The sequence below is a fragment of the Ramlibacter algicola genome (assembly GCF_016641735.1).
GTDB lineage: Bacteria > Pseudomonadota > Gammaproteobacteria > Burkholderiales > Burkholderiaceae_C > Ramlibacter > Ramlibacter algicola.
In genome coordinates, this window is record NZ_JAEDAO010000001.1 from 2,765,711 (window position 1) to 2,783,004 (window position 17,294).

Below are 17,294 nucleotides of genomic sequence, written 5' to 3' on the forward strand. Positions count from 1 at the left end.
GGCCGGGTCAGGCCGTGCCCGACTGCGGCTGCGCGGTGAGGCGATACCCCGCCCCGCGCACCGTCTCGACCATCGTGCCACCGTCTCCCAGCGCCTCGCGCAGGCGCTTGACGTGGACATCCACCGTGCGCTCCTCGATGAACACGTGGTCACCCCAGACCTTGTCCAGCAGTTGTCCGCGGGAATGGACGCGCTCCGGGTGCTTCATCAGGTAGTTGAGCAGCTTGAACTCGGTCGGGCCGACCTTCAGCTGCCGCCCCTGCCACGTCACGCGGTGCGTGGCGGCGTCGAGCGAGAGGCCGCCGATGGTGACCGCCTCCAGGTCCTGCTCGGGCGCGCGCCGGCGCAGCACCGCGCGGATGCGCGCGAGCAGTTCCTGCGTCGAGAACGGCTTGGTGATGTAGTCGTCGGCGCCGGCGTCCAGGCCTGCCACCTTGTCCGGCTCATCGCCGCGCGCGGTGAGCATCAGGATCGGGATTCCCTTCGTGCGCGGCGCGCTGCGCCACTTGCGCGCCAGCACCAGGCCGCCCTGGCCCGGCAGCATCCAGTCCAGCAGGATCGCGTCGGGCAGCACCGCATCGAGCTCGCGTTGCGCGGCCTCGCCGTCCTCGGCCCACACGGGCTGGAAGCCGTTGTGCCGCAGGTTGACCGCCACCAGCTCGGCGATTGCGGGCTCGTCCTCGACGACCAGGATGCGGGGAACGGTCTTCATGCCCGGGACAGCGCCGACTCGATCTCCTCGAGCGACGCGTGGCGCACGTCGGCGCCCTTGACGACGTAAATGATGAACTCGGCGATGTTCTTCGCGTGGTCCCCGATGCGCTCCAGCGCCTTGGCGACGAACAGCAGGTCCAGGCTCGGCGAGATGGTGCGCGGGTCTTCCATCATGTACGTGATCAGCTTGCGCACGAAGCCGTCGAATTCCTTGTCGATCAGGTCGTCCTCCTTGAGGATCGCCAGCGCCGCGGCCGTGTCCAGGCGCGCGAACGCGTCGAGCGCCTTGCGCAGCAGGCCCGACGCGAGGTCGGCCGCCACCCGCAGCTCCGAAGCGGGCAGCGTGCGCGTCGAGCCGCTGTCGATGATCGAGCGCACCATGCGCGCGATCTTGGCGGCTTCGTCACCGACGCGCTCGAGGTTGGCGGTCGTCTTGGAGATCGCCATCAGCAGGCGCAGGTCCCGCGCGGTCGGCTGGCGGCGGGCGATGATCGACGACAGCTCGCGGTCGATGTCCACTTCCATCGCGTTCACCCGGTGCTCGGTCTCCAGGACCTGGGCCGCGGCCTCGCCGTTGAAGTGCGAGAGCGCGTGGACCGCCTGCCGGATCTGCGACTCGACGAGGCCGCCGAGCTCCATCAGGCGCGAGGAGACGGCGTTCATGTCGCTGTCGAACTGCGTGGAGAGGTGCTTGTCGGGCATGGCGTGCTCCCTCAGCCGAAGCGGCCGGTGATGTAGTCCTCGGTCTCCTGGCGCTGGGGCTTGAAGAAGATCTGCTCGGTCTCCCCCACTTCCACCAGGTCGCCCAGGTACATGTAGGCCGTGTAGTCGCTCACGCGCGCGGCCTGCTGCATGTTGTGCGTGACGATCACCACCGTGTAGTCCGACTTCAGTTCGGCGATCAGTTCCTCGATCTTCGCGGTGGAGATCGGGTCCAGCGCCGAGCACGGCTCGTCCAGCAGCAGCACCTCGGGCTTGATGGCGATGCCGCGGGCGATGCACAGGCGCTGCTGCTGGCCGCCGGACAGGCCGGCGCCGCCCTGGCCCAGCTTGTCCTTGACCTCGGTCCACAGCGCCGCCTTGCGCAGCGCCCACTCGACGCGTTCGTCCATGTCGGTGCTGGAGAGATTCTCGAACAGCCGCACGCCGAACGCGATGTTGTCGTAGATCGACATCGGGAACGGCGTCGGCTTCTGGAACACCATGCCCACCTTGGCGCGCACCAGCGCGACGTCTTCCTTCGAGGTCAGCAGGTCCTGGCCGTCGAGCACGATCCGCCCTTCGGCGCGCTGCTCCGGGTAGAGCTCGAACATGCGGTTGAAGGTGCGCAGCAGCGTCGACTTGCCGCAGCCCGACGGGCCGATGAAGGCGGTGACCTTCTTCTCGGGAATGTCGAGGTTGATGCCGCGGAGGGCGTGGAACTTGCCGTACCAGAAGTTCAGGTCACGGACCGAAATCTTGGGACGCGTCGGCGAGGTGGCGCTCATGGTGTCAGGTCCTGGTGCGCGTCAGCACGCGCGCGAGGATATTCAGGCCGAGCACGGCCAGGGTGATGAGGAACACGCCGGCCCACGCGAGCTGCTGCCAGTTCTCGTAGGGGCTCATGGCGAACTTGAAGATGGTGACCGGCAGGCTCGCGATCGGCTGCGACAGGTCGGACGTCCAGAACTGGTTGTTCAGCGCGGTGAACAGCAGCGGCGCCGTCTCGCCCGAAATGCGCGCCACCGCCAGCAGCACGCCGGTCACGACGCCCGCGCGCGCGGCGCGCAAGGTGATGCTCAGGATGACGCGCCACTTGGGCGCGCCAAGGGCGTACGCCGCCTCGCGCAGGCCCGCGGGCACCAGCACCAGCATGTTCTCGGTGGTGCGGATCACCACCGGGATGACGATCAGCCCCAGCGCGCAGACGCCGGCCCAGCCCGAGAACTGCCTGAAGCGCGCGACCACCACCGCGTAGACGAACAGGCCGATCACGATCGACGGCGCCGACAGCAGGATGTCGTTGACGAAGCGCGTGACGGACCCGAGCCACCCGCTGCGGTCGTATTCGGCCAGGTAGATGCCCGCCAGGATGCCGATGGGCGTCGCGATGCAGGTGGCCAGCAGCACCATCAGCGCCGAGCCCCAGATCGCGTTGGCGATTCCGCCGGCTTCGTTCGGTGCCGGCGTCATCTGCGTGACGGTCGCCCACGCCAGCCCGCCGATGCCGAGCCGCACGGTCTCCCACAGGATCCACACCAGCCAGAAGATGCCGAAGGCCATGGCGGCCAACGACAGGGAGAGCGCGATGGCGTTCACGCGCTTGCGGGACGCGTAGCGCCGGCCGCGGGAGTGCGCGGCGTCGGCGCGCAGCAGCAGATCCTCGCCCGTGTGCGTGGTCTCGACCGTCATGCGCGCGTCCCCTCGCCGCGGCGCAGGCGTGACAGCAGCAGCTTGGACAGCGCCAGCACCACGAACGTGATGAAGAACAGCACCAGGCCCAGGTAGATCAACGCCGCCTGGTGCAGGCCGCTGGCGGCTTCGGCGAATTCGTTGGCCAGCGCGGAGGTGATGCTGTTGGCCGGCTGGAACAGCGACAGCGAATCGAGCTGGTTGAAGTTGCCGATGACGAAGGTCACGGCCATCGTCTCGCCCAGCGCGCGGCCGAGGCCGAGCATGATGCCGCCGACGACGCCGGCCTTGGTGTACGGCAGCACCACCTTCCACACCACTTCCCAGGTCGTCGAGCCCAGCGCGTACGCGGACTCCTTGAGCATCGGCGGCGTGACGTCGAACACGTCACGCATCACGGCGGCGATGAAGGGGATGATCATGATGGCCAGGATGATCCCGGCCGACAGGATGCCGATGCCCACCGGCGGGCCGGACACCAGCGTTCCCAGGTAGGGCACGTTGGCCAGCAGCGCCTGCAGGGGCTGCTGCACGAAGGTGGACAGGATCGGCCCGAACACCAGCAGGCCCCACATGCCGTAGACGATCGACGGCACGGCGGCGAGCAGCTCGATGGCGGTGCCCAGCGGGCGCTTGAGCCAGGCCGGCGACAGTTCGGTCAGGAACAGCGCGATGCCGAAGCTGACGGGCACCGCGATGACCAGCGCGATGAGCGACGTGGCGATCGTGCCGTACACCATGACGAGGCCGCCGAACTCGTTCGCGACCGGGTCCCACACGCTGCTGGCGAGGAAATCGAGGCCGTACTTCTCGATCGCGGGCCAGGCGCCGACCACCAGCGAGAACAGGATGCCGGCGAGCAGCGCGAGGGTGAGGATGGCGGCGCCGCGTGCCGCCCAGCCGAACAGGCGGTCGACCCACGCGGCGGTGCGGGCGGGACGCTTGGGGGGAATGGTCATGCGGCGTTCCTCGTCGCGGGCCGCACGGCCCGCGACGGGGAAGCTGGCCTCACCGGCCGGCAGTGTAGAGGACACCACGTCACTCCCTGGCTGTCGAGTGGCGAACCGCGCGCAGCGTCACTTCCAGGCAATCGACTTGCCCGAACCGTCCTTGAGCTCGGTCGTCCACATCTTCTCGACCTGGGCCTTCACGGCGGCCGGCATCGGCACGTAGTCGAGGTCGTCGGCGGTCTTGTCGCCGTTCCTGTAGGCCCACTCGAAGAACTTCACGGCCGCCGTGGCTTGCTGCGGCTTGTCCTGCTGCTTGTGCATGAGGATGAAGGTGGCCCCGGTGATCGGCCAGCTTTCGGCGCCCGGCTGGTTGGTGAGGATCTGGTACGTGCTCTTCGACCAGTCGGCACCGGCGGCTGCCGCCTTGAAGGCCTTGTCCTCGGGCGCGACGAACTGGCCGCCCGCGTTCTGCATCAGCGCGTAGGCCATCTTGTTCTGCTTCACGTACGCGTACTCGACGTAGCCGATCGAATTCGGCAGGCGGCCGACGAACGCGGCGACGCCTTCGTTGCCCTTGCCGCCGGCACCGGTCGGCCAGTTCACCGCCGTGCCCTCGCCGACCCTGGACTTCCACTCGGCGTTCACCTTCGACAGGTAGTTGGTGAAGATGAAGCTGGTGCCCGAACCATCGGCGCGGCGCACCGGCGCGATCGGCGCGTCGGGCAGGTTGAGCGACGGGTTCAACGCCTTGATCGCCGGGTCGGACCACTTGGCGACCTTGCCCAGGTAGATGTCGCCGAGCACCTGGCCGTTCAGCCGCAGCTGGCCGGGGGGCACGCCCTTGATGTTGACCACGGGCACGACGCCGCCGATCACCATCGGGAACTGCACCAGTCCCTTGGCGGCGAGGTCCTCGTCCTTGAGCGGGGCGTCGGACGCGCCGAAGTCGATGGTCCTGGCCTCGATCTGGCGGATGCCCGCGCCGGAGCCCACGGACTGGTAATTGATCCTGGAGCCCGTGGCCCTGTTGTAGTCGGCTGCCCACTTGGCGTACAGCGGGGCGGGAAAGCTCGCGCCCGCGCCGGTGACGTCCTGGGCAGCGGCGAGGCCGGCAATCGACAGCGTGGCGAGGCCGAAGGCGGCCGTGCGGAAGGTCAGGTTCATGGGCTTGATCCTCTTTGGATGGGATGCGGTGGACTTTAGGAAGGATCCGTGACAGCCCCGTGACAGCGAGGGGAGTCCTTGCCACCTCAACGTCACGGTCCTGCCATCGACCCGGCACTGCTCGGTCACGCCGGCCGCCTAGGCCCGGCCGCCGACCCCGACAGAAGGAGAGAGCCCATGGCCCTGCGCCTCGCGCGCCACTTCCCCGCGCTGAGCCGCCGTGAGCTGCGTCCACCGCCGCCGCGCTGGCGGCGCCCGCCTTCTCCCAATCCGGCAAGCCCAACGGCAGGCCCATCCCGGTCGTACCGCGATGCACCCGCGCGCCTGTCCGACGAGCCGCCAGCGCCGCTCTCGCTCGCCGGCCTCATCGCGGCGCGCTACAGGCTGACGCAGCTGCCCAGGTGGTTCGGGAGACACCCCCCGCGCTGGCGCGACCGGCACCCGCGCGGCACCGCCGCCCGGCCCGGTCGTCCAGCAACCGCGCGAGCCAGCCTCGCCGGCCGTTCACGCGCGCAGTCCGGCCTGCAATTCCTGCTGACGGTCCCGCAGCTGGGCGCCGAGCCCTGCCAAGTCCATCCGAGGAGCCGCCTTCGCCTTCGGGAAGAGCTCGTCGCGCTCTTCCTTCACGTGGTGCTCGATGCTGCGCGCCAGCTCGGAGACGAGCTTGTCCATCGCGTCGTCCGCCTGGCCCATCCCGCGGATCCGGGCAATCAGGTCCTTGGCGTCCTGGTGCTCCTGCAGGCCTTCATCGACAACGTCGGCGGCATCAGGCACCGCTCCCCGCAGCGCCGGATAGAAGATCTCCTCCTCGATCTGCGCATGCACGGTCAGTTCGTTGCAGATCTTCGTGGCGAGCGCCTTGCGCTCGGCGGCGGACCCGGACGGCGTCGCCATGGCGAGCCGCGCGTATTCCACGAAGAGGTGCTTGACGGCGAGGTGGTCCGCGTCGAGCAGTTCGCACGCGTCCTTGTCGGTGGTTTGGGGCATTGTTCGTCCTGCTCTCACATCAGCGGCGGGTCCATCTCGCGGCCGAAGTGCCGGTGCTTGCGCATGGCTTCGATGAACGTGGCCGCGCCGGTACGTGCATTGGCGACGTCGGTGAAGACGAGGCCGGTGCCACCCTGTTCGTAGCTCTTGTCCAGCACCATCGGCAGGCCGGCGCGGGCCATCAGCAGGTGGGAGGAGCCGATCGACAGGATGGTCTTGCAATGCCGGAACTGGTCCTTGATGAACTCCATCGTGTGGCCGTCCTGCGCGAGCGCCGCGACGCCCTCCTCGCCGTCCGGCAGGACGAGCGCGTCGAACAGGAAGCCTGGTTCGTTTTCCAGCGACGCATCGGCGTCGAGCGACTCGCCGTCCACCGTCGGCATGCGGCCGATGCGGGTGCCCACCAGGCGCGCAACCGCCCCTTCGGCCACGAGCGCCTGTTGGACGGCCGTGAGTGACGCGCCATGCACCCCTGGCGCGACGAGCAGCGCCACCTTGCGCCCTTTGAGCGATCCGTCCCCCGGCCGGGCCAGCAGCGACAGCGCAGGCGAGCGCTCCACCTCCGGCTCGGCGGGGTCGGGCATGGCCAGCGGCAACGGCTCGGGGAGCGGGTCGATGCCCAGCCCGGTCGCCACCTTCTTCGCCAGCCACCCGGACACGTTCAGGAGCCCAGCCACCATGCGCTCGCGCACCGCCGGCACGGTGACCTTGGACAGCTCGAACCGGAATGCATTGGCGATGTGGTCCTGCTCCACCGGCGTCTGGCTCTCGAAGAACAGCTTCGCCTGCGTGTAGTGGTCGGCGAACTTCTCCGGCTTGGCGCGCACCTTGCCCTGGTCGTCGTCGGCGCGGATGCGCGCGGGCACCGAGACGAACCCCTGCTGCATCGCGCCGGCCTGGAACGGGCAGCCGCCGGCCAGCGAGTTGGGCTCGTAGGCGACACGCCCGCGCGGGATCGCCTGGCGGTGGAAGCCGTCGCGCTGGTTGTTGTGCACCGGCGCGACCGGCGCGTTGATCGGGATCTCGTGGAAGTTGGGGCCGCCCAGGCGCGAGATCTGCGTGTCGACGTAGGAGTGGATGCGGCCCGCCAGCAGCGGGTCGTTGCTGAAGTCGATGCCCGGCACGACGTGCGCGGTGCAGAACGCGACCTGCTCGGTCTCGGCGAAGAAGTTGTCGGGATTGCGGTTCAGGACCATGCGCCCGACCGGCCGCAATGGCACCAGCTCCTCGGGGATGATCTTCGTGGCGTCGAGGATGTCGAAGCTGAACTGCTCGGCCTGCTCCTCGGTGAACACCTGCAGCGCGAGTTCGTACTCGGGGTAGGCACCGGCCTCGATGCGTTCCCAGAGGTCGCGCCGGTGGTAGTCCGGGTCGGCGCCGGAGATCTTCACCGCCTCGTCCCACACCAGCGAATGCGTGCCCGCGATGGGCGACCAGTGGAACTTGACGAACACCGACTCGCCTTGCGCGTTGACCATGCGGAAGGTATGCACGCCGAAGCCCTGCATGGTGGCGAAGCTGCGTGGGATGGCGCGGTCGCTCATCACCCACATCAGCATGTGCGTGGACTCGGGCATCAGCGACACGAAATCCCAGAACGTGTCGTGCGCGCTGGCCGCCTGCGGCATCTGGTGGTGCGGCTCGGGCTTGACGGCGTGCACGAGGTCGGGAAACTTCATCGCGTCCTGGATGAAGAACACCGGGATGTTGTTGCCCACCAGGTCCCAGTTGCCCTCGTCGGTGTAGAACTTGACGGCGAAGCCGCGCACGTCGCGCGCCGTGTCCTTGGAGCCGCGCTCGCCCTGCACGGTGGAAAAGCGCACGAACACCGGGGTCTTCTTGCCCGCGGCCTGGAACGGCGCGGCCATGGTGATGTCGGTGAGCGGCTCGTAGCACTCGAACACGCCGTGCGCGCCGGAGCCGCGGGCGTGCACGATGCGCTCCGGGATGCGCTCGTGGTCGAAGTGCGTGATCTTCTCGCGCAGGATGAAGTCCTCCAGCAGCGCGGGGCCGCGCACGCCGTACTTCAGCGAGTTCTGGTTGTCCGCGACCCGCACGCCCTGGTTGGTCGTGAGCACCTGGCCGGTGGAATCGACCCGCACGCGGTCCAGCGGATCGACCAGCGGATTGCGCCCCTCGTCCGCCAGCGTGCCCGCCTTGTCGTTCGCATTGGTCTCCGACAGCGTGCTGCCGGTGGGCAGCCGCGAGGCTGGCTCGGCCGTGGCGCCAGTCTGCGGCTTCACGCCATTGGCGAACCCGTGCTCGGCCGGCTTGGTGGGGTTGTGCGGCATGGCTGCCGCCAGGTCCTGCACCTGCACCATCTTCCTGGCCGGTGCATCGAGCATCGCACCCGTGACGCTGCTGGGCCCGCTGTCGGTGTTGCGGGACGCCGATTTCGCGGCGGCGCGACTGGCAGGCTTGGGAGGGGTCTTGGTGGACTTGGGCATGGCGCCTCGCAGTAGCGGAAGGACGCACGTTAAGTGCCCCTGCTGCCACTCCATGTAGGAGCGAGGCTCATGTCCGAAAGCCCAGCCATTGCGCCGAGCCATGGCCGGCGGCGACCATCGCGCTCACGGGAGGTCAGACCGGCTCGAGAGGCCTCAACTTGCCCGTCGGCAGGATCACCTCGATCGGGTCGTCGGCGCGCACCTCGCCGCCCCGACGCACGACGGCCATCACGCCCGACTTGCGCACCAGCGCGCCGTGCGCATCGCGATCGAGCACGGCCTGCATCAAGCCGGGCTGGAACCTGTCGATCTGCGAACACGGGTTGCGCAGGCCGGTGAGTTCCACCTGCGCGCCGGCGCCGAACTGCAGGAGGGTGCCGGTAGGCAGCGCGAGCAGGTCGACGCCGCGCGTCGTGACGTTCTCGCCCATCTCGCCGGGCCACACCGCGAAGCCGCGTGGCAGCAGCTCGTCGAACAGCTCGGCGTGCAGCAGGTGCACCTGCCTCAGGTTCGGCTGCGAGGGATCGCGGCGCACGCGCGAACGGTGCTTCACCGTCGAACCCGCATGCGCGTCGCCCTCGACCCCCAGCCCTTCGACGAGCCGGATCGCGTCCTCGGCGAACTTGCTGAAGCTGTGGCTGCTGCTGCGGTGGACGGCGACGACACGCGCCGCCATCAGCCGGCCTTGATCGCGGCCGCCAGCGACTCGGCGCCGTTGCGCGCGAGTTTCTCGTCCTCGGCCTCGACCATCACGCGCACGACGGGTTCGGTGCCGCTCGGGCGGATCAGGATGCGGCCGCGGCCCGAGAGCTGCTGCTCGAGCTCCATCTGCGCCTGCGCCAGGCCGCGGCTCTGCTTCCAGTCCTGGCCGGCCTGCAGGCGCACGTTGACCAGCGTCTGTGGGTAGAGGCGCACGCCTTCGAGCAGGTGCCCGAGGCTGCAGCCGCGCCGCACGCTGGCTTTCAGCACCTGCAACGCGCTGATCAGGCCGTCGCCCGTGGTGTGCTTGTCCAGGGCCAGCAGGTGGCCCGAGCCTTCGCCGCCCAGCAGCCAGCCGCGGCGCTCCAGTTCTTCCAGCACGTAGCGGTCGCCGACCTTGGCGCGCACGAACTCGACGTCGCGCGCGCGCAGCGCCAGTTCGACCGCCATGTTGGTCATGAGCGTGCCGACCGCACCGGGGACGCGCTCGCCGCTGGCCTGGCGGTCCGCGACCATGAGGTACAGCAGCTCGTCGCCGTTGAACAGGCGGCCGTCGCCGTCGACCATCTGCAGGCGGTCGGCGTCGCCGTCGAGCGCGATGCCGAAGTCGGCGCCCTGCTCTCGCACCGCCTTCACCAGCGCTTCCGGATGCGTCGCGCCGAAGCCCTTGTTGATGTTGAGGCCGTCCGGATTGCAGCCGATGCAGTGGATCTCGGCGCCGAGCTCGTGGAACACCTTCGGCGCGATGTGGTACGCGGCCCCGTTGGCCGCGTCGACGACCAGCGACAGGCCCTTGAGCGTGAGGTCGTTCGAGAACGTGCTCTTGCAGAACTCGATGTAACGTCCCGCAGCGTCGTCGAGGCGGCGCGCCTTGCCCAGGCTGGCGGAGTCGACCCACACCGGCGGCTCGTCGAGGGCCGCCTCGACCGCCTGCTCCCACGAATCGGGCAGCTTGGTGCCCTGCGCGCTGAAGAACTTGATGCCGTTGTCGGCGTACGGGTTGTGGCTGGCGCTGATCACGACGCCCAGGCTCGCGCGTTGCGCGCGCGTGAGGTACGCGACGCCCGGCGTCGGCAGCGGGCCGAGCAGCACGACGTCGACGCCGGCGGAGTTGAAGCCCGATTCCAGCGCGCTCTCCAGCATGTAGCCGGAGATGCGGGTGTCCTTGCCGATGAGGACCGTGGGCCGTTCCTCGGTGCGCTTGAGCACGCGACCGACGGCATGCGCGAGGCGCAGCACGAAGTCCGGGGTGATGGGCGCCTGGCCCACGGTGCCGCGGATGCCGTCGGTGCCGAAGTAAGTCCTGCTCATGCCATGTCCTTCCCAATGTCCTGGCTCGCGGCGCGCCACACCTGCAGCGCCGCCACCGTGTCCTTCACGTCGTGCACGCGCACGACCCTTGCACCGCGCTCGACGGCCAGCAGTGCCGCCGCGACGCTGGGCACCAGCCGCTCACCGGCGGACAGGCCGGTGGCCTGCCCCAGCGACGACTTGCGCGACCAGCCCACCAGCAGCGGGTAGCCCAGCTCCAGCAGCCCGCGCTGCGCGCTCAGCAGGCCGAAGTTCTGCGCCGGCGTCTTGCCGAACCCCACGCCGGGGTCGAGCACGATGCGTTCGGCGGCGACGCCGCGGGCACGCACCGCACCGGCGCGCTCCTGCAGGAACGCGGCCACCTGCGCGGTGGCGTCGCCTTGCATGGGCGCCAGCTGCATCGTGCGCGGCTCGCCGTGCATGTGCATCAGGCAGACGCCGCACGCCGGATGCGCCGCGACGGCGTCCAATGCGCCCGGCTGCCGCAGCGCCCAGATGTCGTTGACGATGTCGGCGCCGGCGTCCAGCGCCTCGCGCATCACTTCGGCCTTCGACGTGTCGACCGACACCGGCGCGCCCAGCTTCACCGCTTCGCGCAGCACCGGCAGCAGCCGGCGCAATTCCTCGTCGGCGGGCACCGGCGGCGACCCCGGCCGGGTTGATTCCGCGCCCAGGTCGAGGATGTCGGCGCCCTCGCGCAGCAGCCGCTCGCAGTACGCGAGCGCCGCGGGCACGTCCGCCAGCCGGCCGCCGTCCGAGAAGGAATCGGGCGTCAGGTTGACGATACCCATCACGCGGGGGCGCGACAGGTCGATGCGCTGCCGCGCGGTCTGCCAGTGCATGGGCTGGATTGTGCGCCAGGGCCACCAACGCCAAGGGGCCCCGAGGGGCCCCTTGGAGCTAGCGCGGCGGTTTCAGGCCGCGCTGGGCGACGGGTCCGTGACCACCGGCGTGCCACCCGAACCGGACGGGGGCGTGCGCGGCGTGAAGTCCTTGGGCGGGCGCGGGTCGCGGCCGGCCATGATGTCGTCCAGCTGCTCGCGGTCGATCGTCTCCCACTCGAGCAGGGCCTTGGTGATGGCTTCCACCTTGTCGCGCTGCTCCTCGATGATGCGGCGCGCCAGGGCGTACTGCTCGTCGATGATGCGGCGCACCTCCTGGTCGACCTTCTGCATGGTCTGCTCGGAGATGTTGGTGGTCTTGGTGACCGAGCGGCCCAGGAACACCTCGCCCTCGTTGTCCGCGTAGACCATCGGGCCCATGACGTCGGACATGCCGTAGCGCATGACCATGTCGCGGGCGATGCTGGTCGCGCGCTCGAAGTCGTTGCTGGCGCCGGTGGTCATCTGGTGCATGAACACCTCTTCCGCGATGCGCCCGCCGAACAGGCTGGCGATGTTGGACAGCATGTATTCCTTGTCCTGCGAGTAGCGGTCCTTCTCGGGCAGGTAGAAGGTGACGCCCAGCGCGCGGCCGCGCGGCATGATGGTCACCTTGTGCACCGGGTCGTGCTTGGGCAGGTTGAGCATCACGATCGCGTGCCCGGCCTCGTGGTAGGCCGTGTTCTTGAGCTCCTCCGCGTCCATGACGGCGGACTTGCGCTCGGGGCCCATGAAGATCTTGTCCTTGGCCTTCTCGAAGTCCTGCATCTCCACCACGCGCGCGTTGCGGCGGGCGGCCATCAGGGCGGCTTCGTTGCAAAGGTTGGCCAGGTCGGCGCCCGACATGCCGGGCGTGCCGCGCGCGATGATGCTGGCGTTGACGTCCTGGCCGATCGGGATCTTGCGCATGTGGACGTTCAGGATCTGCTCGCGGCCGCGGATGTCCGGCAGCTGCACGTAGACCTGGCGGTCGAAGCGGCCCGGGCGCAGCAGCGCCGCGTCCAGGATGTCGGGACGGTTGGTGGCCGCGATGACGATGACGCCCAGGTTGGTCTCGAAGCCGTCCATCTCGACCAGCATCTGGTTGAGGGTCTGCTCGCGCTCGTCGTTGCCGCCGCCCAGGCCGGCGCCACGCTGGCGGCCGACCGCGTCGATTTCGTCGATGAAGATGATGCAAGGCGCGTTCTTCTTGGCGTTCTCGAACATGTCGCGCACACGGGCCGCGCCCACGCCGACGAACATCTCGACGAAGTCGGAACCGGAGATCGAGAAGAACGGCACCTTGGCCTCGCCGGCGATGGCCTTGGCCAGCAGGGTCTTGCCGGTGCCGGGGGGCCCGACCAGCAGCAGGCCGCGCGGGATGCGCCCGCCCAGCTTCTGGAATTTCTGCGGGTCCTTCAGGAAGTCGACGACTTCCTTGGTCTCCTCCTTGGCCTCGTCGCAGCCCGCGACGTCGGCGAAGGTGACCTGGTTGTTGTTCTCGTCGAGCATGCGCGCCTTGCTCTTGCCGAACGAGAACGCGCCGCCCTTGCCGCCGCCCTGCATCTGGCGCATGAAGTAGATCCACACGCCGATCAGCAGCAGCATCGGGCCCCAGCTCACGAGCAGCGTCATGAGCAGCGAGCCTTCCTCGCGCGGCTTGACGTCGAACTTGACGCCGTTGTTCACCAGGTCACCGACCAGGCCGCGATCGAGGTAGGTGGCCGTGGTGCGCACCTTCCCGCCGTCCAGGGTCTCCGCGATGATCTGCGTGCCCCCGGCCTGGCCTTCCTGGATCTCGGCCTTCTTGATCTGCTTGTTGCGGACCTGGTCGAGGAAGTCCGAGTACGCGACCGGCGATGCGCCGGCGGCGCCGCGCGAGTCGAACTGCTTGAACACCGTGAACAGCACGAGCGCGATGACGAGCCAGACGGCGATCTTGGAAAACCACTGATTGTTCAAATCGGACTCCGGGGAGTGGTGAGGCGGGGCGGGCCCATCTCAGGTGCGTCCCATTCTAGGGGTTTCAACCCCGCCCCTAATGCATATTCGCTACGGAATCCATAGTGAATTCGGTGACATCCGGTCACCCGCGCTACAAGGTTTCAACCGGTGCGCTTCAGGCCTACGCCGACGAGGAAGGTCTCCGACGACTTGTCCCGCGACGCCTTGGGTTTGTGAGGCTTGGCGACCCGGAAAGTTTCCTTGAACAGGTGCGCCAGCTGGCTGTAGCCGCTGCCGTGGAACACCTTGGCGACCAGGGCGCCGTCGGGCTTGAGGTGCCGGGTGGCGAAATCGACGGCCAGCTCCACCAGGTCGCTGATGCGGGCGGCGTCGGCCGACGCGATGCCCGACAGGTTGGGCGCCATGTCCGAGACCACGACGTCCACCTTGCGGCCGCCGAGCACCTCCTCCAGCCGGGCGAGCATGGCGTCCTCGCGGAAGTCGCCCTGCAGGAAGGTGACGCCCTCGACGGGCTCCATCGGCAGCAGGTCCAGCGCCACGATGGTGCCGTCCAGCGCGCCCACGGCGGCGCCCTCGGGCGACAGCTTGCGGCGGACGTACTGGCTCCACGCGCCAGGCGCCGAGCCGAGGTCGACGACCACGTGCCCGGGGCGGATCAGGCCGAACGCCTCGTCGATCTCCTTGAGCTTGTACGCCGCGCGGGCCCGGAAGCCCTCCTTCTGCGCCAGCTTCACCCAGGGGTCGTTGACGTGGTCGTTCAACCAGGACTTGTTGACCTTCTTGCTTTTCGTCTTGACTTTCATGCAGCCCCCATTGTCGCCGGGCGTGAAAACTTCCCTTGCGTGTCGGAGGCGGCCAGCACGACCGCACCGCGTGGGCAGACTAAGCCATTCGCCCGCAGTCCGACCCACGGGCGCGCCGTGTTCGCATGCCACCGCACACCAGGACCGGATACCTTGCTTGCATGCAGGACTGCACTTCCGTCCTCCGCCAGATCGAGCAGTACGAGGAACACCTCCACGTGGCGTGCCTCGCACCCGGCACCGGCCGCGTCGTGCCCCTGCGATGCGACGCCTTCACCGGGCTGTACGACAGCCTCTCGGCGGCACCCGCGTTCGAATCGCTGGCCCGGCGCCTGGTGCACTCCCACTGGGCGGCCAACGCCATCATCGAACGGCTCGCGCAAGCGACCGCCGCCGAGCAGGACCTGCGGCAGCTCGCCCAGGTCCGCCATGACATCCATGGCCAGCTGCGCGCGATCCGCCGCAGCCTGGTGCGGCGCGGGATGCAGCCGCAGAAGCCGAAGGCCGACTGGCTGCGCGCGATCCTGTTCCGGCCGCTGCGCTGAAAACGTCGCGCCCGCTATCGCGGGGATAATGCGCGCATGCCTGCCCTCGAACTGTCCATCGCCGAACGCAAGGCGCACCGCGCCGAAGCCCACCACCTCGACCCCGTGGTGATGGTCGGCAACGAGGGCCTCACGCCTTCCGTCGTCAAGGAAACCGAAGCCGCGCTCAATGCCCACGGCCTGATCAAGGTGCGCGTGCTCGGCGACGACCGCGAAGCGCGCGAGGCGGTCTACCAGCAGCTGTGCGACCAGCTGAACGCCGCGCCGATCCAGCACATCGGCAAGCTGCTGGTGCTGTGGCGGCCGAAGCCGGAGAAGATCAAGGAAGCCGACGAGGACCGCAAGCCGGGCCCGAAGGACTTCAAGGTCCTGAAGTACAGCAAGCGCGGCGGCCAGCGGCCGGAGGTGCGAAGCGTGCGCGTGCTGGGCAACCAGCGCCTGACCCCCGGCGGCCAGGTCAAGCGCGCCAAGCCCAAGCAGAAGTCGGTCAAGAAGGGCCGGCTGGACTGATCGCCGGCGGCGATCAGCGCCCTGCCTGATCGTCGAGATCCCGGCTTTCGCCGGGATGGCCGTCGCGCTTCGCGGAGCCGGCCACTCTCCACAACACCACCAGCGCGCAGGCCCACTGCAGCGCGTAGAGCGCCGTGCCGACCGTGTGCCACAGGCGCAGGTTCTCGCGCGCGACGATGCGCGGTGCCACCGCGAACTCGCCCAGCAGCGCCAGCAGCATGCCGGCGAGCACGAAGGCCAGCGCGCCCCCCGCCCACTCCATGCGCGACGTCGAGTCGCGCGATGCGACGAGCAGCACGAGTCCGCAGGCGAGGCCTACCCATGCCTGCGCCGAGAACAGGCGCGCGGCAGCCTGGCCGGCGAGCGCCGGTGAAGGCAAGGTGGCGAACAGCAGCGGGACGGCGAGCGCGCCGATGGCGGTCAGCCCGCCCCACCAGAGCGCGGCGGCGAGAACCGGGACGCGGTGCCGCCAGCCCATGGCTCAGCGGTAGTGGACAGCGACGATCTCGTAGCGCTTGGTGCCGCCCGGGGCCTGCACTTCGGCGGTGTCGCCCTCCTCCTTGCCGATCAGCGCACGGGCGATCGGGCTGGAGATGTTGATCAGGCCCTGCTTCAGGTCGGCCTCGTCCTCGCCGACGATCTGGTAGGTGACGGCGTCGCCCGAATCCTCTTCCTCGAGGTCGACGGTGGCGCCGAACACGACCTTGCCGCCGGCGTCCAGCCCGGTCGGGTCGATGACCTGGGCCGCGGCCAGCTTGCCTTCGAGTTCGCGGATGCGGCCTTCGATGAAGCCCTGGCGGTCCTTGGCGGCGTCGTACTCGGCGTTCTCCGACAGGTCACCCTGGGCGCGCGCCTCGGCGATGGCCTGGATCACGGCCGGACGCTGGACGGTCTTGAGCTCGTGCAGCTCGGCCTTCAGTTTCTCGATGCCGCGCTTGGTGATGGGAATGGTCGCCATGTGTGTTTCTCGTGATGCAAAGGAAAACCGCCGACCGTTGCCGACCGGCGGTGTCCATCTGGGGCAATGATACCGAAGCGCGCTGGCGCGGCGGTTCAGGGGCGCGAGGGCAGCGGCGCGCCTTGCAGGGGGCGGCCCTGGAGCCGGGTCAGGATGCCCAGCGGGCTCGCCGCCGGCTCGTACTGCGCCGCGACGGGCAGGTGGAAGGTCTGCTCCATCATGAACTGGCCCCCCATGGCGGCATGCAGCGTGTGGTCGGAAAAGCAGACCCACGAGCAACCGGCCGGGAAGTCGACCCGCTGCTGCGGCGCTTCGCGCTGGTACGCGTCGTCCATCTTCAGCAGGTCGTGCAGCTGCAGCATCAGGTGGTCGTACTCGCTGCGCAGCGACTTGGTGACGCCGACCGCGTCCAGCAGCTTCGCCTGCAGGGGCGAATACGGCTTGGCCCTGGGCAGGTAGCGGCGGGCCATGTCCTCGAAGGGCTCGCCGACGCGCCAGGTGCGCGGCGCGCCCTGCGGGTTGATGTTGGTGAACACGCGCAGGATGCGCTCGCCGTAGTTCGGCCGCGAAGGGAACGCGTCGACGTGCAGGCGGCGGTCGTCGGCTCGCACGGACTGCTTGCGGGTCTCGACCTGCGCCGGCCGCAGGCTGGTCGGCGCGGCGCGCAGGTGCGCGTCGTACGCGGGGAACAGGCCGCGGACCAGGGCGCGTGCGTGCTGTGAGAAGCGCTGCACCAGGGCCTGCACGGTGCGTTGCGCGGCTTCGTCGCCGGCCACGCCCTTGAGCTGCCCTTGCGCGTCCAGGCTGATGTTGCGCACGCCGGGTGCCAGCAACTCCGGACGCATCAGGGCGCGCTCGGCCTCGTCGAGCCGGAACGCCAACCGCGGCAGGACCAGGACCCGGCCTGCCTCGACTGCTGCGATCCAGCGCGGGTCGCTGCGCGCGGCAGACCAGTCGTCCAGGTCGAGCGTGACCAGCGCGTCCATGGCT

At 69.2% G+C, this 17,294-nt stretch carries 18 protein-coding genes; 2 read left to right on the forward strand and 16 right to left on the reverse strand.

Going from position 1 to position 17,294, the window contains the following annotated elements; genetic code table 11:
* Positions 1–7 precede the first annotated feature (7 nt).
* The 13 genes from phoB to I8E28_RS13460 form a co-directional block, all read right to left on the reverse strand.
* Positions 8–712, reverse strand: a complete 705-nt coding sequence (phoB, locus tag I8E28_RS13400) for a phosphate regulon transcriptional regulator PhoB (protein ID WP_200788551.1) — start codon at positions 710–712, stop codon at positions 8–10.
* The gene (phoU, locus tag I8E28_RS13405; protein ID WP_200788552.1) at positions 709–1,416 is read right to left on the reverse strand and encodes a phosphate signaling complex protein PhoU; all 708 of its coding nucleotides are present in this window, start codon (positions 1,414–1,416) and stop codon (positions 709–711) included. Before phoU ends, phoB begins: the two co-directional genes overlap by 4 nt.
* Before the next feature lie 11 nt (positions 1,417–1,427).
* Positions 1,428–2,201 (reverse strand): phosphate ABC transporter ATP-binding protein PstB, encoded by a 774-nt coding sequence (pstB, locus tag I8E28_RS13410; protein WP_200788553.1) that lies wholly within the window; start codon positions 2,199–2,201, stop codon positions 1,428–1,430.
* Positions 2,202–2,205: 4 nt separating this feature from the next.
* Positions 2,206–3,105, reverse strand: coding sequence for a phosphate ABC transporter permease PstA (gene pstA, locus I8E28_RS13415; protein ID WP_200788554.1), 900 nt, complete (start codon positions 3,103–3,105; stop codon positions 2,206–2,208).
* Positions 3,102–4,064 carry a phosphate ABC transporter permease PstC gene (pstC, locus tag I8E28_RS13420; RefSeq protein WP_200788555.1) on the reverse strand — a complete coding sequence of 321 codons (963 nt, stop codon included), beginning with the start codon at positions 4,062–4,064 and terminating at the stop codon, positions 3,102–3,104. The genes pstA and pstC overlap by 4 nt, the downstream gene beginning before the upstream one ends.
* 117 nt (positions 4,065–4,181) lie before the next feature.
* Complete coding sequence (pstS, locus tag I8E28_RS13425) at positions 4,182–5,219, reverse strand: phosphate ABC transporter substrate-binding protein PstS (RefSeq protein ID WP_200788556.1); 1,038 nt, start codon at positions 5,217–5,219, stop codon at positions 4,182–4,184.
* Positions 5,220–5,723: 504 nt separating this feature from the next.
* The gene (locus tag I8E28_RS13430) at positions 5,724–6,206 is read right to left on the reverse strand and encodes a hemerythrin domain-containing protein (RefSeq protein ID WP_200788557.1); all 483 of its coding nucleotides are present in this window, start codon (positions 6,204–6,206) and stop codon (positions 5,724–5,726) included.
* 14 nt (positions 6,207–6,220) lie between these two features.
* The gene (locus I8E28_RS13435) at positions 6,221–8,653 is read right to left on the reverse strand and encodes a catalase (protein WP_200788558.1); all 2,433 of its coding nucleotides are present in this window, start codon (positions 8,651–8,653) and stop codon (positions 6,221–6,223) included.
* 133 nt (positions 8,654–8,786) lie between these two features.
* Complete coding sequence (locus tag I8E28_RS13440; RefSeq protein ID WP_200788559.1) at positions 8,787–9,329, reverse strand: MOSC domain-containing protein; 543 nt, start codon at positions 9,327–9,329, stop codon at positions 8,787–8,789.
* Entirely contained in the window at positions 9,329–10,663 is a 1,335-nt protein-coding gene (glmM, locus tag I8E28_RS13445) for a phosphoglucosamine mutase (protein WP_200788560.1), read from the reverse strand. The genes I8E28_RS13440 and glmM overlap by 1 nt, the downstream gene beginning before the upstream one ends.
* Positions 10,660–11,505: a dihydropteroate synthase gene (gene folP, locus I8E28_RS13450; RefSeq protein ID WP_200788561.1), complete on the reverse strand. Its 846-nt coding sequence runs from the start codon at positions 11,503–11,505 to the stop codon at positions 10,660–10,662. Before folP ends, glmM begins: the two co-directional genes overlap by 4 nt.
* A 72-nt stretch (positions 11,506–11,577) precedes the next feature.
* Entirely contained in the window at positions 11,578–13,485 is a 1,908-nt protein-coding gene (ftsH, locus tag I8E28_RS13455; protein ID WP_200788562.1) for an ATP-dependent zinc metalloprotease FtsH, read from the reverse strand.
* 143 nt (positions 13,486–13,628) lie between these two features.
* The gene (locus I8E28_RS13460; protein WP_200788563.1) at positions 13,629–14,291 is read right to left on the reverse strand and encodes an RlmE family RNA methyltransferase; all 663 of its coding nucleotides are present in this window, start codon (positions 14,289–14,291) and stop codon (positions 13,629–13,631) included.
* A 161-nt stretch (positions 14,292–14,452) separates the two neighbouring features.
* On the opposite strand from I8E28_RS13460, the gene I8E28_RS13465 reads away from it, so the two are divergent.
* Together I8E28_RS13465 and I8E28_RS13470 are read left to right on the forward strand one after the other, a co-directional pair.
* On the forward strand, positions 14,453–14,836 hold the full coding sequence (locus I8E28_RS13465; protein ID WP_200788564.1) for a hypothetical protein: 384 nt from the start codon (positions 14,453–14,455) through the stop codon (positions 14,834–14,836).
* A 36-nt stretch (positions 14,837–14,872) separates the two neighbouring features.
* Complete coding sequence (locus I8E28_RS13470; protein WP_200788565.1) at positions 14,873–15,346, forward strand: YhbY family RNA-binding protein; 474 nt, start codon at positions 14,873–14,875, stop codon at positions 15,344–15,346.
* A 13-nt stretch (positions 15,347–15,359) separates the two neighbouring features.
* Here the strand turns inward: I8E28_RS13470 and I8E28_RS13475 are convergent, their stop codons facing one another.
* The 3 genes from I8E28_RS13475 to I8E28_RS13485 all read right to left on the reverse strand — a co-directional run bounded on the left by I8E28_RS13475 (position 15,360) and on the right by I8E28_RS13485 (position 17,290).
* On the reverse strand, positions 15,360–15,824 hold the full coding sequence (locus tag I8E28_RS13475) for a DUF4149 domain-containing protein (RefSeq protein ID WP_200788566.1): 465 nt from the start codon (positions 15,822–15,824) through the stop codon (positions 15,360–15,362).
* Between the two features lie 3 nt (positions 15,825–15,827).
* Positions 15,828–16,304 carry a transcription elongation factor GreA gene (gene greA / locus I8E28_RS13480; protein ID WP_200788567.1) on the reverse strand — a complete coding sequence of 159 codons (477 nt, stop codon included), beginning with the start codon at positions 16,302–16,304 and terminating at the stop codon, positions 15,828–15,830.
* Between the two features lie 95 nt (positions 16,305–16,399).
* Complete coding sequence (locus I8E28_RS13485) at positions 16,400–17,290, reverse strand: Kdo hydroxylase KdoO (protein ID WP_200788568.1); 891 nt, start codon at positions 17,288–17,290, stop codon at positions 16,400–16,402.
* Positions 17,291–17,294: the final 4 nt, after the last annotated feature.

What these genes read in the sequence shown, in the direction of transcription:
- phoB (WP_200788551.1), bottom strand. Translation starts at nt 712, where the DNA reads ATGAAGACCGTTCCCCGCATCCTGGTCGTCGAGGACGAGCCCGCAATC.
- phoU (WP_200788552.1), bottom strand. Translation starts at nt 1,416, where the DNA reads ATGCCCGACAAGCACCTCTCCACGCAGTTCGACAGCGACATGAACGCC.
- pstB (WP_200788553.1), bottom strand. Translation starts at nt 2,201, where the DNA reads ATGAGCGCCACCTCGCCGACGCGTCCCAAGATTTCGGTCCGTGACCTG.
- pstA (WP_200788554.1), bottom strand. Translation starts at nt 3,105, where the DNA reads ATGACGGTCGAGACCACGCACACGGGCGAGGATCTGCTGCTGCGCGCC.
- pstC (WP_200788555.1), bottom strand. Translation starts at nt 4,064, where the DNA reads ATGACCATTCCCCCCAAGCGTCCCGCCCGCACCGCCGCGTGGGTCGAC.
- pstS (WP_200788556.1), bottom strand. Translation starts at nt 5,219, where the DNA reads ATGAACCTGACCTTCCGCACGGCCGCCTTCGGCCTCGCCACGCTGTCG.
- I8E28_RS13430 (WP_200788557.1), bottom strand. Translation starts at nt 6,206, where the DNA reads ATGCCCCAAACCACCGACAAGGACGCGTGCGAACTGCTCGACGCGGAC.
- I8E28_RS13435 (WP_200788558.1), bottom strand. Translation starts at nt 8,653, where the DNA reads ATGCCCAAGTCCACCAAGACCCCTCCCAAGCCTGCCAGTCGCGCCGCC.
- I8E28_RS13440 (WP_200788559.1), bottom strand. Translation starts at nt 9,329, where the DNA reads ATGGCGGCGCGTGTCGTCGCCGTCCACCGCAGCAGCAGCCACAGCTTC.
- glmM (WP_200788560.1), bottom strand. Translation starts at nt 10,663, where the DNA reads ATGAGCAGGACTTACTTCGGCACCGACGGCATCCGCGGCACCGTGGGC.
- folP (WP_200788561.1), bottom strand. Translation starts at nt 11,505, where the DNA reads ATGCACTGGCAGACCGCGCGGCAGCGCATCGACCTGTCGCGCCCCCGC.
- I8E28_RS13460 (WP_200788563.1), bottom strand. Translation starts at nt 14,291, where the DNA reads ATGAAAGTCAAGACGAAAAGCAAGAAGGTCAACAAGTCCTGGTTGAAC.
- I8E28_RS13465 (WP_200788564.1), top strand. Translation starts at nt 14,453, where the DNA reads ATGCAGGACTGCACTTCCGTCCTCCGCCAGATCGAGCAGTACGAGGAA.
- I8E28_RS13470 (WP_200788565.1), top strand. Translation starts at nt 14,873, where the DNA reads ATGCCTGCCCTCGAACTGTCCATCGCCGAACGCAAGGCGCACCGCGCC.
- I8E28_RS13475 (WP_200788566.1), bottom strand. Translation starts at nt 15,824, where the DNA reads ATGGGCTGGCGGCACCGCGTCCCGGTTCTCGCCGCCGCGCTCTGGTGG.
- greA (WP_200788567.1), bottom strand. Translation starts at nt 16,304, where the DNA reads ATGGCGACCATTCCCATCACCAAGCGCGGCATCGAGAAACTGAAGGCC.
- I8E28_RS13485 (WP_200788568.1), bottom strand. Translation starts at nt 17,290, where the DNA reads ATGGACGCGCTGGTCACGCTCGACCTGGACGACTGGTCTGCCGCGCGC.